The sequence below is a fragment of the Bacillus sp. OxB-1 genome, assembly GCF_000829195.1.
Taxonomy (GTDB): domain Bacteria; phylum Bacillota; class Bacilli; order Bacillales_A; family Planococcaceae; genus Sporosarcina.
Window position 1 is genome coordinate 3121704 of the sequence record NZ_AP013294.1, and the last position, 16812, is coordinate 3138515.

At 49.5% G+C, this 16812-nt stretch carries 13 protein-coding genes and 1 other annotated feature; of the genes, 2 read left to right on the forward strand and 11 right to left on the reverse strand.

Annotation, left to right across the window (positions count from 1 at the left end; translation table 11 throughout):
- The first annotated feature begins 9 nt into the window (after positions 1-9).
- A complete protein-coding gene (locus OXB_RS15605; RefSeq protein WP_041075356.1) occupies positions 10-951 on the forward strand; it encodes an MBL fold metallo-hydrolase in 942 nt (313 codons plus the stop codon).
- A gap of 119 nt (positions 952-1070) precedes the next feature.
- Here the strand turns inward: OXB_RS15605 and OXB_RS15610 are convergent, their stop codons facing one another.
- Positions 1071-2459, reverse strand: coding sequence for an amidase (locus OXB_RS15610; protein WP_231860325.1), 1389 nt, complete (start codon positions 2457-2459; stop codon positions 1071-1073).
- A gap of 598 nt (positions 2460-3057) precedes the next feature.
- The gene (locus OXB_RS15615) at positions 3058-5703 is read right to left on the reverse strand and encodes a valine--tRNA ligase (protein ID WP_041075357.1); all 2646 of its coding nucleotides are present in this window, start codon (positions 5701-5703) and stop codon (positions 3058-3060) included.
- 168 nt (positions 5704-5871) lie between these two features.
- Positions 5872-6095: a binding site (T-box leader), on the reverse strand.
- A 76-nt stretch (positions 6096-6171) separates the two neighbouring features.
- Here OXB_RS15615 and OXB_RS18515 point away from each other — a divergent pair.
- Positions 6172-6363 (forward strand): hypothetical protein, encoded by a 192-nt coding sequence (locus OXB_RS18515; RefSeq protein ID WP_084212506.1) that lies wholly within the window; start codon positions 6172-6174, stop codon positions 6361-6363.
- Here the strand turns inward: OXB_RS18515 and OXB_RS15620 are convergent.
- The 9 genes from OXB_RS15620 to lon form a co-directional block, all read right to left on the reverse strand.
- The gene (locus tag OXB_RS15620) at positions 6331-7050 is read right to left on the reverse strand and encodes a hypothetical protein (protein WP_041075358.1); all 720 of its coding nucleotides are present in this window, start codon (positions 7048-7050) and stop codon (positions 6331-6333) included. The two genes, OXB_RS18515 and OXB_RS15620, sit on opposite strands and share 33 nt — an antisense overlap.
- A gap of 236 nt (positions 7051-7286) precedes the next feature.
- Entirely contained in the window at positions 7287-8579 is a 1293-nt protein-coding gene (gene hemL / locus OXB_RS15625; RefSeq protein WP_041075359.1) for a glutamate-1-semialdehyde 2,1-aminomutase, read from the reverse strand.
- Positions 8580-9560, reverse strand: a complete 981-nt coding sequence (gene hemB / locus OXB_RS15630) for a porphobilinogen synthase (protein WP_041075360.1) — start codon at positions 9558-9560, stop codon at positions 8580-8582. It lies immediately after the preceding gene.
- Positions 9560-10321, reverse strand: coding sequence for a uroporphyrinogen-III synthase (locus OXB_RS15635; protein WP_041075361.1), 762 nt, complete (start codon positions 10319-10321; stop codon positions 9560-9562). Before OXB_RS15635 ends, hemB begins: the two co-directional genes overlap by 1 nt.
- On the reverse strand, positions 10314-11243 hold the full coding sequence (gene hemC / locus OXB_RS15640; RefSeq protein WP_041075362.1) for a hydroxymethylbilane synthase: 930 nt from the start codon (positions 11241-11243) through the stop codon (positions 10314-10316). The genes OXB_RS15635 and hemC overlap by 8 nt, the downstream gene beginning before the upstream one ends.
- A 15-nt stretch (positions 11244-11258) precedes the next feature.
- The gene (locus OXB_RS15645; RefSeq protein ID WP_041075363.1) at positions 11259-12089 is read right to left on the reverse strand and encodes a cytochrome c biogenesis protein; all 831 of its coding nucleotides are present in this window, start codon (positions 12087-12089) and stop codon (positions 11259-11261) included.
- 328 nt (positions 12090-12417) lie between these two features.
- Positions 12418-13776 carry a glutamyl-tRNA reductase gene (hemA, locus tag OXB_RS15650; RefSeq protein ID WP_041075364.1) on the reverse strand — a complete coding sequence of 453 codons (1359 nt, stop codon included), beginning with the start codon at positions 13774-13776 and terminating at the stop codon, positions 12418-12420.
- A gap of 122 nt (positions 13777-13898) precedes the next feature.
- A complete protein-coding gene (gene yihA / locus OXB_RS15655) occupies positions 13899-14483 on the reverse strand; it encodes a ribosome biogenesis GTP-binding protein YihA/YsxC (protein WP_041075365.1) in 585 nt (194 codons plus the stop codon).
- Positions 14483-16801 carry an endopeptidase La gene (gene lon, locus OXB_RS15660; RefSeq protein WP_041075366.1) on the reverse strand — a complete coding sequence of 773 codons (2319 nt, stop codon included), beginning with the start codon at positions 16799-16801 and terminating at the stop codon, positions 14483-14485. The genes yihA and lon overlap by 1 nt, the downstream gene beginning before the upstream one ends.
- Positions 16802-16812: the final 11 nt, after the last annotated feature.

Below are 16812 nucleotides of genomic sequence, written 5' to 3' on the forward strand. Positions count from 1 at the left end.
GGAATTTTCATGTTGGAGAAATTGGAAATCGAAGTGGTGCGGCTTGACTTGCCTTTCCGCCTGAATCACGTGAATTGTTTCATGGCAGAGGGGGAAGCCGGCTGGACGATCATCGACGCCGGTTTGAACAATACATACACGCAAAATGTGTGGAAAGAGCGGATTGGGGACCGAAAAGTTACCGATCTGTTCATCACCCATTACCATCCCGATCATTTTGGCCATTCGGGACAGCTTCAGAAAACGACCGGTGCTCGAGTCTCCATGAGCGAGGTGGACGCACGTTCCGCGTTGACTGTCTGGGAGCAATCCTATGTCGACGATTTGTACGGGCATTATTTGACAGCAGGCATACCGGAGAACATTGCCCGGGAAATGGTCGGCAACACAGCAGAATTCATCCCGCTCGTTACACCATATCCGACGATCGACCATCACTTTCAGGAAGGTGAAAAGGTGCCGATCGGCCGGTATGAATATGAAGTCATTCATGCACCGGGCCATTCGGATGGCATGGTCTGCTTTTATAATAAGGAAGAGGGTGTCCTTCTTTCCGCGGACCATATCCTGCCGAAAATCACGCCGAATATTTCGTATTGGTTCCACGGGGATGAAAATCCGTTGTATTCATATTTGACTTCATTGGAAAGCCTGAAACGCTTGGATATCGGTTACGTCATCCCGTCCCATGGAAAACCGTTCGCCGGGGCAAATGAACGGATTGATGAAATCATCAGCCACCACGAAGACCGATTGGAAGACACAATGCAAGCAATAGCAGAGCCGATTTCTGTTTATGAAGCTTGCGGCCGCCTGTTCAAGCAGCAATTAACCGTCCATGAAACACGGTTTGCCATCGGGGAGACGATTGCCCATTTGGAATACTTACGCCGTGCCGGAAAGTGCGAGCGCAGATTCGAAGAAGGACAATGGATTTATTTCCGGAAATGAAAACAAGCCATTCCACCGCAGCAGTTGGTGGAATGGCTTTTAGAATTTGGCGGAATCCAGAGATAATCTGCAAGTTAGCCATTCCACCGAAGCAGATGCCGGTGGAATGGCTTTTCCTATTAAGACAAAGTCGGAGCCGCAGCAAGCAGTTGATCACGTTTGGCGTAAAACTCCTTCAGGAAATTCTGTTCATACGCAAAACCTGCACGCATGAGGATCGGCTCACAGTAAGAAGCTGCGGCGAACTGAAGACCGACCGGCAAGTCATTTGCCCCTAAGCCAAGCGGCACGGACAAGGCCGGTTGTCCCGTCATATTGAATACGGAAGGATAGCGGATCATGCCGCTGAAAATATCTTCGGTTTGCCCGTGAATCGTCAATTCGTCCACCCCCACTTTTTGTGAGGACGACGGTGTCACCGGGGATACGATGACATCCACTTTCGTAAACAGTTCTTCGAATTGCGCTAGCAAATCCTCTTTTCTCTTCAACGCCTGCATGTACTGCAATGCGGAAATATCACGGCTCGATTTCAGGACGGCTTCGACATCCGCTCCGAAGCGGGATTCCGGCTTATCGATATAGGCGTCATGGACATAACCCGCTTCCGATACGGCAAGCACTGTCAGAAGTCCCAGATCGTCGTTCGAGAATGGGATATCCACTTCGATCAGCACGGCCCCTAATGAAGTCAACTGTTCGAGTGATTTTTCATACAAGGCAGCGGTTTCATCATCCATCCGTTCATTTAGATAATTATTCGGCACGCCAATCCGCAATCCTCGGATGTCCTCATTCAGGAATGTCGAAAAGTCTTCCCCTGTCATCGCTTCCATCATGAAGGCCAGATCGTCCATATTTTTCACGAGCGGTCCGACATGGTCGAGCGTCCAGGAAATATTCTTCACGCCTGTAGAGTCGATCAGGTCATGCGTTGCCTTCAATCCGACTACGCCGCAGGCAGCTGCCGGAATCCGAATGGATCCACCTGTATCCGTGCCGATCGATGCGACACCAAGCGAAGCGGCCACCGCGACACCGGATCCCCCGCTGGATCCTCCCGGCGTATACTCCGGGTTCCAAGGATTTTTGGCTGGGCCGTAGAACGGATTGTTCGACGTGATACCGAATGCGAATTCATGCATATTCGTCTTTCCGAGATTGACCGCCCCTTCATTTTGAAGGATTTCCACGATACCGGCGTTTTTCATCGGAACGAGCGACTCGTCGATATGCGACCCGCTCGTCGTCCGCAAACCGGCTGTAGACAAATTATCTTTATACGAGATCGGAATTCCTTCCAGGAACCCGATTTGTTCGCCTAGCGCATATTTCTTTTCCGATAGTTCCGCTTGCTTCAAAGCTTGCGTTTCATTGACGGTAATAAAAGCGTTCAGGTCTTTGAATTGATGGATGCGGTTCAACATCTGCTTCGTCACTTCAACAGGAGAAACCTCTTTTTTCTCAAACTTGGTTTTCAATTCACGAATAGTCTCATAATTGATCAATTCAACTTCCCCACTTTCTTTCATAATGTTCTGTAGAATGTAAGCCTTATCATTCTATCATAACCTGTGAGAAAAAGCTTGTTTTCGAGGGGAACTGGTGTGGGGGTATGGGAGACGGGACGCGGACTTGAGCGCGGAACACGGGGATATGAGCGCGGGACGCGGAGTATGGGCTTGGAACTTGGGCTTATGAGCGCGGGGGGCGAATTATGGGCAGGCGACAAGGATTTATGAGCGTGCAACCAGGGCTTATGGGCGCAACCCACGTTTTATGGGCACGGCAAGTGGACTTATGAGCGCGAGGCGCGGAGGTATGAGCGCGGATTCAGAGTTATAAGCGCAGCTCACGTTTTATGGGCAGAGGACGCGAATTATGAGCGCGCAACTCGGACGTATGAACACAGCTGGTCATCCAGCTTGCGGGGAGTTATCAGCGTCTGTACGAAGTTATCAGCATTTGCGCCAAGGTATCAGCACTTGCAACCAGGTATCAGCCTCGGCAAGAAATTAGCAGCGTACACGCCGCCCCAAAGAAGCCGAATCTCCATAAAAATAAAAACACACCCCTTCCCACTGCCATGGAAAGGGGTGTGCTATGTTAAATTTCTTTCAATTCCTGCATACGGCGCTCGACGGCAGCGTATTTTTCTAGATAGTCCTTTTCTTTCACGCGTTCTTCCGCGACGACTTTTTCAGGTGCTTTGGACATGAAACGTTCATTGGACAGTTTGCCTTGGACCCGTTTCACTTCGCTGTCCCATTTCGCCAGTTCTTTCGTCAAGCGGGCGAGTTCTTCTTCGATGTCCAACAATCCTTCGAGCGGCAGGAACAATTCCGCTCCTGTAACGACGGCGGACATCGATTTGCCTGGAGCTGCAATGTCTTTTCCAATCGTCAACGTTTCCGGGTTGCAGAACCGTTCGATGTATTTCCGGTTCGTTTCCAGCACGCCGGCTGTCGCATCGTCTTTTGCGGAAATATAGAGCGGCACTTTCTTGCTCAGCGGCGTGTTCACTTCCGAACGGATATTTCGGACAGACCGGATGATGTCCATGAGAAGCTTCATGTCGGTTGCGCGGGATTTGTCGGATAATGCCGGATCCGCAACCGGCCAAGCAGCCACTGTAATGGATTCACCTTCATGCGGCAAGTTCTGCCAGATTTCTTCCGTGATGAACGGCATGAACGGATGCAGCAGGCGCATCGTATTGTCCAATACATGAGCCAAGACGGAGCGCGTCATTTTCTTAGCCGCTTCATCTTCCCCATACAACGGCAATTTGGACATCTCGATATACCAATCGCAGAAATCGTCCCAGATGAAGTTATACAACGCGCGGCCCACTTCACCGAACTCGTATTTATCAGCCAGTTTCGTCACTTGTTCGATCGTTTCATTCAGACGGGTCAAAATCCAGGCGTCCGCTACGGATTTTTCACCAGACAAGTCGATTTCCGCATAGGTCATGCCATCCATATTCATCAACGCAAAACGAGATGCGTTCCAGATTTTATTCGCAAAGTTCCAGACAGCCTCCACTTTTTCATTGGAAAAACGGAGGTCTTGACCTGGCGATGATCCGGTCGACAGGAAATAACGGAGGGCATCGGCACCGTATTGGTCGATGACATCCATCGGGTCGACCCCATTGCCTAGCGATTTCGACATTTTCCGCCCATCTTCCGCGCGGACGAGGCCGTGGATGAGCACGTCATCAAATGGGCGCTTGTCCGTGAATTCGAGACCTTGGAAAATCATCCGGGACACCCAGAAGAAAATGATATCATATCCTGTAACAAGGGCATCTGTCGGGTAATAACGCTTGAATTCCTCATTGTCGGCATCCGGCCAGCCCATCGTCGAGAAAGGCCAAAGCGCGGAGGAGAACCAAGTGTCGAGTACGTCGTTATCTTGTGTCCAGTTTTCACTATCCGCCGGCGCTTCATGACCGACGTACACTTCACCCGTTTCGTTATGGTACCAAGCCGGGATGCGGTGACCCCACCAGAGTTGACGGGAAATACACCAATCGTGGATATTTTCCATCCAATTCAAGTACGTCTTCTCAAAGCGTTCCGGTACGAAGTGGACCTTCCCTGCGCCTTGCTGCAATTTGATCGCTTCGTCGGCGAGCGGCTGCATTTTGACAAACCATTGCGTCGACAGATACGGTTCGACAACCGCGCCGCTACGCTCCGAATGGCCGACCGAATGCAAGTGATCTTCGATTTGGAATAAAACGTCCATCTCTTGCAAATCTTTCACAATCTGCTTCCGGCATTCGAAACGATCCATCCCTTCGTATTTGCCGGCGAGTTTATTCATCGTACCGTCCTCATTCATGACAAGGACGCGAGGCAGATTATGGCGATTGCCGATCTCGAAGTCGTTCGGATCATGGGCCGGCGTGATTTTCACCGCTCCGCTTCCGAATTCCATATCGACGTAATCATCCGCTACAATCGGGATTTCCCGGCCGACAATCGGCAATTTGACTGTTTTCCCAATCAAATGCTTATATCGCTCATCTTCCGGATGAACAGCAACCGCCGTATCGCCGAGCATCGTTTCCGGACGGGTTGTCGCAATTTCGATGCTGTCCGTGCCGTCGGCGAGTGGGTAGCGCATATGATAGAATGCACCCTGCACATCTTTATGGATAACTTCGATATCGGAAAGCGCCGTTTTCGTAGCGGGGTCCCAGTTGATGATGTATTCGCCTCGGTAAATATATCCTTTTTCATACATCTTGACGAATACTTCCCGGACTGCGCGCGATAGACCTTCGTCCAACGTGAAACGCTCACGGGAATAGTCGAGGCCGAGGCCCAGTTTCGCCCATTGCTCGCGGATATGGCTTGCATATTCCTCTTTCCATTTCCACGTCTCTTCCAGGAATTTTTCCCGGCCGAGATCATAGCGGGTCTTGCCTTCCGAACGCAATTTTTCTTCGACTTTCGCTTGCGTCGCAATGCCTGCATGGTCCATTCCTGGCAACCAGAGCGCATCGTACCCCTGCATCCGCTTCATCCGGATGAGGATATCTTGCAATGTCGTATCCCATGCGTGCCCGAGATGAAGTTTCCCGGTGACATTCGGAGGAGGAATTACAATCGTGTACGGTTCCTTTCCACTATCCGGCTGCGCCTCGAAAAACTTGCCTTGGAGCCACCATTCATAGCGACCTGCTTCGATCGACTGGGGATCATATTTGGTCGGCATCGTCAATTCATCATTTGCCATTTGTTGTTCCTCCTTTAGGTAAATCAATTACATTCCGGCGTCATTCAAATTCTATGACTTCCGCCGGAGGCTATCTTAATTCGGCGGGTGTTGGACACCCACAGAACAGGACACTAACCCATTTTCCTCTCAACACCGCTGAGAAAATAAAAAAACTCCATTCGCCTCAAAAAGGACGAAGGAGTCAATTCGCGGTACCACCTTTAGTTCGTGTACTGAAAAAGTACACCTCACTCTTGGATAACGGCTTCAAACCGGTTTCCGCTACTCCAACCTGTTTCACGGAAACTGCTCGCGGGTGACATTCGGCAATCGGTCTACAGGCCCTCTCACCACCGGCGCCCTCTCTTTGGCTAAACCCTATTGCGTACTCTCCCGTTCCTCGCAATGATATGCAGTTACATCCATTGTACGGAAGCGGGCCAGGTACGTCAAGTATGCACTGAATAAAGATGAAAGGATGGTGTGATGCGAAAAGGGTATAATCCGTACCTATTGCCCCCCTGGCTACGAAAGACCAGATTTTATTGCAAAGGGGTCATCATTCCGATCTGCGTATTCCAACTGATCCGGCTGCTGATCGTCCCGACGACAGGCGACTTTCTGCTCTTATGCGGATTGGCCGGATTAGCCTTTCTGTTTTATAAAAATATCATTTAACCGGAAAAGGGTCGTCGAGTATTCGTCCTTCAATCCTGCAATGAATGACAGGGCTTCATCCGATCCTTGGTACGAGGTGCTGTCATTCATTGATTCCGCCATCGCGGTAGCTGTCTCTTCTTGGGCGACAGGCTCCTCAGCGACAGCCTCTTCCTCCTGTACTTCCTCCTCGAGGACGACCGGGGATGGGACAGGCTCTTCCTCCTCCGTCAGGTGAACGACTTCCGGAGTTTCCACGGTTTCCGCAAACTGCCGGAATGAAGAGGATTCAACTGCCTCGGCAACCGCCTCATTAAATTCACATTCGACATCCCAGACAATACTGATCGAGCCTTGTCCGTCCTCTTCACTCCGCTCCCGCATCGCTGTTACATGGATGGGGCTCTTCGCTTCCGCCGGCAAATCGATATGAAGCGGCACCGCATATTCAAAATAACCCCGATTCCCGTCCATCTCGACATCTTCGATCAAGACCGCTGTATCCGGCTCTTCCAGTTCCCCGGCAGGTCCCTCTTCCGTAAAGAGGATTTCAGCGGCGATATGATAAATTCCCGACAGACGGACCGCCTGTTCTGTCCGTTCTTCCATGAATCCGGGTGTCACCCGCAACGAGACTGCCTCCGCCGGCATCCCTGCTTCCGTTGGAAAAATAAAGTTCTCCTGCATCGTCCATTTTTTTTTGTCCATCCTCGTCCCTCCTCTTTTCATTCACTGATTATTGTATGCGGCATCGAGGGACAATAGAAGAAAGGTTGTGGGGTAGGAACTGGCACCCAGGTATCATAGAACCCAAAAAACAGCCATCCTCTTCTAAAAAAGGATGGCTGTCTAAATTCGCCGCTTCCTGCGAGTGCCTTAATTTCTGCAAAAGGCGCAGAAATACGGCAAATCGAACCCTTCGCTGTTCGATTGGCTGTTGTTTATCATCTCGCCAACTGCTCGAACACTTTATGGAATGCTTCCACGGTTTTGGCGATATGCGCTTCCGTATGAGCGGTTGACAGGAACATACCCTCGAACTGGGATGGTGGCAAGAAGATGCCTTCTTCCGCCATCAGACGGTAATATTCTGCGAACAATTCCAAGTCCGATGATTTGGCTTTGTCATAATCGGACACTTTCTCATTCGTGAAGAAGAAGCCGATCATCGAACCTGCACGATTGACGGTATGCGGAATATTGTATTTCGTCGCCGCTTCGCGGAAGCCGGATTCCAGCTGATCGCCAAGTTTCATGAAATATTCGTAAGAAGCCGGTGTCAGCTTCTTTAATGTTTCAATTCCTGCTGTCATGGCAAGCGGATTTCCGGATAACGTCCCCGCTTGGTAAACGGAACCCGCCGGCGCGATGTTCTCCATGATTTCTCGTTTGCCGCCGTATGCGCCAACCGGAAGTCCGCCGCCGATCACTTTCCCAAGGCAAGTCAGATCCGGCGTGACGCCGAAATAGCCTTGCGCACAGTTGTAGCCGACGCGGAAGCCGGTCATCACTTCATCAAAAATGAGAAGCGTGCCATTTTTCTCCGTCAATTCACGTAACCCTTCCAAGAAACCAGGCTCTGGAGGAACAACCCCCATATTCCCTGCTACAGGTTCCACGATGACACCCGCCAAGTCATCCCCGAATTGCTCGAAGACCGCTTGAACGCTTTCCATATCATTATATGCGACTGTAATGGTGTTCTTTGCGATGCCTTCAGGAACGCCTGGGCTATCCGGGAGACCCAATGTTGCCACGCCAGATCCCGCTTTGATAAGCAAGGAATCCCCGTGACCATGGTAGCACCCTTCGAATTTCAAGATTTTATTGCGCCCTGTGTATCCTCGAGCCAAGCGCAACGCACTCATCGTCGCTTCCGTCCCGGAAGATACCATGCGGACCATTTCAATCGATGGTACACGTTCGATGACGAGTTGAGCGAGTTCATTTTCCACCAAGGTTGGCGCACCAAAGCTTGCCCCCGTCTCCGCTACTCGTTGAATGCCTGCCACAACGTCCGGATCGGTATGCCCTAAAATAAGGGGTCCCCAGGAAAGGACGTAATCGATGTATTCATTTCCATCGATATCCGTAATGATGGCACCTTTCCCGCTTTGCATGAAAATCGGATCCATATTCACCGATTTGAATGCACGGACCGGCGAGTTGACTCCGCCGGGCAATAAATTCACAGCCTCTGCAAAAGCCTGCTTCGATTTTTCATAACGATTTCCCAATTAGTTCTCCTCCAGCCAGCGTGCTGCGTCTTTGGCATGGTATGTCATAATGAGATCCGCCCCTGCACGCTTCATACTTGTCAATGTCTCCAAAACGATCTTCTTCTCTTCCACCCAGCCGTTGATAGCCGCAGCTTTCACCATGGCGTATTCGCCGCTTACATTGTATGCGACAACCGGCAACAGTACGGAATTTTTCACGTCACGCATAATATCAAGATAGGACAGAGCCGGTTTGACTATGAGGAAATCAGCGCCTTCTTCCACATCCGATTCCGCCTCGCGCATGGCTTCCAAACGGTTCGCCGGGTCCATCTGATACGTCTTCCGGTCTCCGAATTGCGGAGTCGAATCCGCTGCATCCCGGAATGGCCCGTAATAAGCCGATGCGTATTTGACTGCGTAGGACATGATCGGAATGTCGATGAAACCTGCTTCATCCAACCCTTTTCGGATCGCCACAACAAATCCATCCATCATATTGGATGGTGCGATAATATCGGCGCCTGCTTTGGCCTGGCTCACCGCTGTACGCACTAACAGTTCCAAGGACGGATCATTGAGAACCTTTTCCCCTTCCACGACGCCGCAATGGCCATGGTCGGTATATTCGCATAAGCAAGTATCCGCAATGACAATCAATTCGGGATGGCGTTCTTTTACGAAGCGGGTCGCCTGCTGCACGATGCCTTCATCGTGATAAGCTCCTGATCCGACGGCATCTTTTTCAGCGGGAACACCGAACAATATGACAGATGGGATACCTAAGGAGACGACCTCGTCGATTTCCGTTCCCAATTGATCCATCGAAAACTGGAACACGCCCGGCATGGAAGCGACAGGGTTTTTCACATTCTCTCCTTCCACGACGAAAATCGGATAAATGAAGTCTTCCTTCCGCAAAACGGTTTCCTGCACCATTGCCCGAAGCGTCTTGGAACTGCGCAGCCGCCGGTTCCGTCTGAATTCTAAATTCGTCATCAGTCAACTTCCTTTCGTTTCGCCAATTCCTTGACGAGATCCAATAATGTATATGTATCGGGCCTGACATGGACAGTCGCGCCCGCTTCCTCAAGCGCTGTTTCCGTCACATGTCCGATGGCGCCGATTGTATAGCCTTCCCATCCGATGCGGGGTACGATTTCCCTGGCAAATACCTCGACTGCGGATGGGCTCGCAAATAGGACGTTTTTCGGCACATCCTGCTGCAAAGCATCCACCAAACCATTGACCGATTCAACTGTCGGTTCTGTTGAATAAACGGTCCATTCATCCACATCGAAAGGCAATTCATCCTTGATTGTCCCGCTCGCCATCGAACCGCGCAGAAAAAGCAGCCGCCTAGCCTCTGTCTCGGACGGGTTGAACTGCTTGACGAACACATCCGCACTGAAGACCGTCGGGATGAAATCAACCGTAAATCCGAGCTTTTCCAATGCCGCCGCTGTCCGGCTTCCGACCGCCCCGATTTTCCCGGGAATGGACTCCGAAGAGATCGAATGTCTTTCCATTTTGGCACCGAACGCCGCAACGGCACTCTGGCTCGTGAAGATGAGCCAATCATACAAAGGACAGGCATTCAACCGCAGTTCGTCCGTCGGTTCCAGTATTTCTTCGACTTGAATCAAAGGAAAGGAGGCCGGGGTTCCGCCATACTGTCTCACCTGATCGAGCACTTCCAATGACTTCGGCGTCCCCGTGAAGATGACGAGCTCCCCTTCCAATGGCTTTCCGTTACGCATCCATCTCCGCCTTCACTTTCTCGATCACTTCAGCGGCGCCTTCCTCGCGTAGAATCCGGGCGACTTCCTTCCCGGCTTTGACCGGATCTGCATCCCGTACAGTCGTCTTGAACACTTCCAACGCATCCGGGGAGGCGATATATCCGGTCAATTCGGTTTCTTGGCCATCAAATTTCGCGAACCCTGCAATCGGAACTTGGCAGGAACCATCCATCTCGGATAGGAATACCCGCTCCGCTTCGACTTCCTTCCACGTCTTTTCATCTGTCAGGCGGGAAAGCTCGGCAAGCAGTTCCTCATCATCAGCACGGCATTCGATGGCAAGTGCGCCTTGGCCGACCGCTGGGATGCAGTCGCTGGCATCCATGAATTCCGTAATCAGATCCTCGCTCCACCCCATCCGTTTCATCCCGGCTGCGGCGAGCAAGATAGCATCATATTCTCCGTCCTGCATCTTTCTTAAACGGGTATCGATATTCCCACGAATCCATTTGATTTCCAGATCGGGACGCAACAAAAGAAGTTGGGAACTTCTGCGCAAGCTGGACGTTCCGACGACAGCGCCGATCGGCAAATCCATGAATTTCACATGATCATTGGATAGGAATGCATCACGTGCATCTTCCCGCGGAGGAATGCAGCCGATCGTCAGTCCTTCCGGCAAAACGGCCGGCATATCTTTCATACTATGAACAGCAAAATCGATTTCCTTATCATAGAGAGCTTGCTCGATTTCCTTGACGAAAAGTCCTTTTCCGCCAACTTTCGATAGCATGACGTCCAGAATCTGGTCCCCTTTCGTGACGATTTCCTTCACTTCAAACTCAAATGGCGCACCAGCGGCTTTCATTTGATCGATGAACCAATTGGTCTGGGTTAACGCAAGTTTACTTCTACGGGAACCAACAATAATTTTTCTCAATACAATCTTCCTTCCTTACATCCAAAAATGGAATTGCGAGAGTTTGCTTCCTAAAAAGAAATTGACGATGACAAATAGAAAAGCGATGATATTCGCCCAGGCAAAGTCATTTGAGGTCAGTCTACCACTCCGGTTGAGATACAATACCACTCCATAAATGACAATTAAGAAGAACGAACCGATGATTTTCATATCGAAGATGTTCCACTCTTCCAAAGCGACGGATGCCCAGCGGACCCCTAAAATGAGACTGACGAGCAGGATGGGAATCCCCGTGTAAAGGGCTGACTTCATTCCAATGATAGCTTGATGCAATGATGGGAGTCGACTGAATTGCTTGGACCATTTCTTCTTTTTCAATATTTTATAAACTAGCAAATAGAGGATTGCAAAAACGAAAGACATCGCGAATGCTGCATAGGACAGGATTGCGAAGGTGACATGGATGAATAATAATTCCGAAATGAGCGCTTCACCAATCGGGGATTGAGATTGCTGATCGGAAGCAAAGGTATGGATTGTCATAAAAGTGAATGCCAAGACATTCAAGAAAAAGACCGCATGCCCCACTTTATAAGTAAGATGCAGGACGATCGATAATGTGATCAAGAGCCATACGTAAAAATAAATACCTTCTACTAGGGAAAGAACTGGGAATTGTTGAGTCTCGATTATTTTCACGACAAGATAGGTCGACTGCAATACATAGACGGTCATGACAATCCAAAATGCACTACGATGTGCCACTTTATCCTTATTCAAATAGTCAATAAAGTAAAAGACCAGGCCCACAGCATACAAAACGACCATCATTTCCTGCAGCCTCGCCATCGTAATCTCTGCCAAGATGACCCCACTGCCTTTCCAAATCAATTAAGAATCGAACTGTGAAGGGTTCGATTTGCCGTATTTCTGCGCACTTTGCAAAAATTAAGGCACAGCCAACGATTCGATTTCCCGATTCCTACGCACTTTGCAGAAATTAAGGCACAGCCAAAGGTTCGATTTCCTTAACCTCTATACTCCTTGCATAAGTAAAGAACGATTCTCGAAACGCGAAAGTTTCGTTTCTCTTCATTTCAGCCCAACAGGACCGTCCCTGTTTCAAACCATAAGAAAAAGGGTGTTTCTGCACAACTTAAGTTTAGCAGAAACATCCCTACTGACCAACATTTTAGAAAACGGGTTGTGCTGCAGCATTTTTTTCTGCCCTGACCCTCAGCCGCTCTTTCGCTTGCCGTGCAAGCAGTTCTTTTTCTTTCTCGACATCTTCATCAATGCCGAAAATTTGTTGGAACAACTCCAACTTTTCAGCTGCTTTTTTGTCCGTCGCCAATTCTTTCACTTGCAGGATCGGCTCTTTCAGCAATTGGTTGACAATCGATTTTGTATGTTTGCTTAATACTTTCTTTTCACGTTCCGTCAATTCCGGCATCTTGTTCAAAATACTGGCCATCGTTTCCGATTGGATCCGATTCGCTTTTTGACGAAGAGCGGAAATGACAGGTACGACACCAAGCGTAGCGACCCAATCTTTGAACTCATGGATCTCTTTTTCGATCATGATGCCGATTTCCTCTGCAGCGCGTTTCCGTTCTGCCAGATTCGCTTCCACGATGTCTTGCAAATCATCGATATCGTAAAGGAAAACATTCGGCAGGTCCCCGATCCGAGGGTCCAAGTCGCGGGGAACCGCAATATCGACCAAGAAAATCGGCTTCCCTTTCCGCAGTTTCTCCACATATTGCATCAACTCAAAATCAATGACAAAATCGCTTGCTCCGGTAGAACTGATGAGAATATCAGCTTCCAGCAACGTGCATTGCAGTTCCTGCATCGATTTGGCTACCCCGTTGAATTGGCTTGCCAATTCTTCCGCTTTGGAAAGGGTGCGGTTGACGACCGTAACTTTTCCCACTCCGCTGCCATGCAGGTTTTTGATCGCCAATTCACCCATCTTCCCGGCTCCCAGGATGGCGATATGTTTGCGATCCAATGATCCGAAAATTTTCTTTCCAAGCTCAACTGCCGCGTAAGAAACGGAGACTGCATTTTCACCAATTGCCGTTTCGGTATGGGCCCGTTTCGCAAACGTAACGGTTTGCTTGAACAATTCATTGAAGATTGTTCCCGTCGTTCCGATTTCCTGGCCTTGCAGGAAGCTGGAGCGGACTTGCCCAAGAATCTGTGTTTCACCCAATACCATCGAATCAATGCCGGCCGCAACTCTCATCAGATGCTCGACGGCTCCATCATTCTCCCGGATGACCAGGTGGGATGAAAAGGATTCCAATGGCTCGCCAAACCAATCCGCCAAGAACCGTTTCACATAATAGCGTCCTGTATGGATCTGGTCGACTACCGCATATATTTCGGTACGATTACATGTCGAAATGATGATGTTTTCCAATATACTTTTTTGTTGCTGTAATGTTTGCATCGCTTGGGACAATTCCTCTTCCGCAAACGAAAATCTTTCCCTGATTTCCACGGGTGCTGTCCGGTGATTGACACCGACTACGATTGTATGCATCGGGTGTTCACACCTCTCACATTCTTATTCATGGATACATTATACCATACTTCCGGCCCATTTCTTTACGGGATTGTGAACAACCTATGAATTAGGCGCTCCCTTTTCGAAACGGAATTCGTTCATTCCATGCGGGTCTCGATTTCTCTCCAAGCATCTTCTACACCGATCCCTTTTTCCGATGAAAAGATGATCAATGGATCGCCCTTCCGCATCTCGAGTTTTTCCTTAACGATTTTCTTATGTTTTTCCCATTTTCCTCGCGGGATTTTATCGGCCTTCGTCGCTATAATGATGGCCGGGATATTATAATGGACAAGAAAATCATACATCGTGCAATCATCAGCTGAAGGCGGGTGCCGAAGATCGACGATTTGCACGACGGCTTTCAATTCTTCGCGTCCTGTCAAGTAGCGCTCGATCATCTTGCCCCATGCCTCCCGCTCCGATTTGGAAACTTTGGCATATCCATAGCCGGGAACGTCGACGAAAAAAAGCTGTTCCTCTATTTTATAAAAATTCAAAGTCTGGGTCTTCCCCGGTTTTGAGGACGTACGCGCCAAACTTTTACGCCCGATCATCTTATTGATAAATGATGATTTCCCGACATTTGAGCGTCCTGCCAACGCAAATTCCGGATAGCCTTCCGTCGGATATTGTTCCGGTTTCACGGCACTCATAATCATTTCCACGTTATTGACTTTCATCATTTCGCCTCCAATGCAATTTCAAGAACCTCTTCTGCATCCGAAACCAATTTAAAAGTCAATTCATTCCGCACACTTTCAGGGATATCTTCAATATCCCGTTCATTTTCACTTGGTAAAATAATGGTCTTCAAGCCGGCACGATGCGCACTGAGCGTCTTCTCTTTTACACCGCCTATCGGCAGCACGCGGCCGCGAAGAGTGATTTCCCCTGTCATCCCGACTTCCCGTTTCACAGGTCTTTTCGTCAATGCCGAAACGAGGGCTGTCGCAATCGTCACACCTGCTGAAGGGCCGTCTTTCGGAATGGCTCCCTCCGGTACATGGATATGGATATCACATGTTTCGGTGAAATCACTGTCGATCTTGAATTCTTCCGACTTGGATCGGACGTAAGAAAGGGCGGTTTGGGCGGATTCCTTCATGACATCGCCCAATTTCCCAGTTAGGATCAACTTACCTTTTCCAGGCGAAAGTGAAACCTCGATCTGCAACGTGTCACCGCCGACCTGTGTATAAGCAAGCCCGGTGGCCGCACCAATTTGATTCACCCGTTCAGCTTGGCCATATCTGAACTTCTTCTTCCCGATCAACGATTCCAACGTGCGCGGGCTTACGGTGATGCTTTTCTTTTCACCGGTGACGATCTGCTTGGCAGCTTTTCGGCAAATCCCTGCAATTTCCCGCTCCAAGCCCCGTACTCCCGCCTCCCGCGTGTAAAACCGGATAATATCCAGAATCGCTTCGTCATTGAATCGGACTTGCGACTTCGTCAAGCCGTGCTCTTTCAATTGTTTTGGAATCAAATGATTCAGCGCAATCGACTGCTTTTCAATTTCCGTGTATCCGGCAATGGAAATGACCTCCATCCGATCACGCAATGGACCTGGAATAGCGCTCAAATCATTGGAAGTCGCAACGAAAAGCACATTGGATAAGTTATATGGCTCCTCGATATAATGATCGCTGAATGTGCTGTTCTGTTCCGGATCCAATACTTCCAGCATTGCGGAGGAAGGATCTCCACGGAAGTCATTGGACATCTTGTCGATTTCATCCAATAAAAAGACAGGGTTGATCGTACCGGCTTTTTTCATCCCTTGAATGATCCGGCCTGGCATAGCACCAACGTATGTTCTTCGGTGGCCTCGAATTTCCGACTCGTCCCGGACGCCGCCCAATGATATCCGAACGAACTTCCGACCTAATGATTCAGCTATGGAACGGGCCAAGGATGTTTTTCCGACCCCTGGAGGTCCGTCAAGGCAAAGAATCGGACCACGCAAGGAGTTCGTCAATTGACGGACCGCCAAATATTCCAGCACCCGTTCCTTGACGGATTCCAGGCCTTCATGGTCCCGGTTCAATATTTCCTCCGACCGCTTGATGTCCAGCTGATCTTTGGAAGCGACAGACCATGGCAAGGTGACGAGCCAGTCGATATAGCTTCGGATAATTCCACTTTCAGCTGCAGCAGAAGGTATTTTCTCATAACGATCCAATTCACGAAGAGCCGTCTCTTTCACACCTTCCGGCATATTGGCCGCCTCGATCCGCTCGCTCAGCTCAGCCACTTCCAGGCCTTTCCCGTCCTTATCGCCAAGCTCCGTCTGGATTGCTTTCATTTGTTCCCGTAAATAAAATTCCTTTTGCGTCCTCTCCATCGCTTCTTTTACGCGTTCGTTGATCCGTCGTTCCAGAACGAGGACTTCCTGTTCGTTGTACAGACGTTTGATGAGCCATTCGAGCCGGTCATGGACGTCCCTCAATTCCAGCACTTCTTGCTTCGCCGCCATTTTGAGCGGCAAATAGGACGCGATCATATCCGCGAAACGGCCGGGCTCTTTAATGGATGCAACAGATTCGAAGGTTTCATTGCTGATTTTTTTTGAGATTTTCGTGAATTTCTTGAAATGGGATAACAAAGTGCGCATCAAGGCTTCGGTTTCCGCGGTCACTTCCTCGTTATCGGGTGAGCTTTCCACTTCCACGACAGGATAAAGGTCCGCCTCCTCATAGTTCGACCATTCACCCCGTTCAATTCCTTCAATTAATACGCGATATGTCCCGTTTGGCAAATGGGTCATCGATTTGACGAAAGCCAACGTCCCCACTGTGTATAAGTCTTCGGGTTCCGGATTTTCATCGCTCATGTCTTTTTGCGTCGCCAAAAAAATGAGATTGTCTTGAGCGATGGCGTGTTCAATAGCAAATACGGAACGCTCTCTGCCTACATCAATATGTAAAACCATTGTTGGGTAGACAAGCAAACCACGAAGAGGCAATAAAGGGATGTTTTTCTTCAATTGAATTGGCATGCGAACGTCAC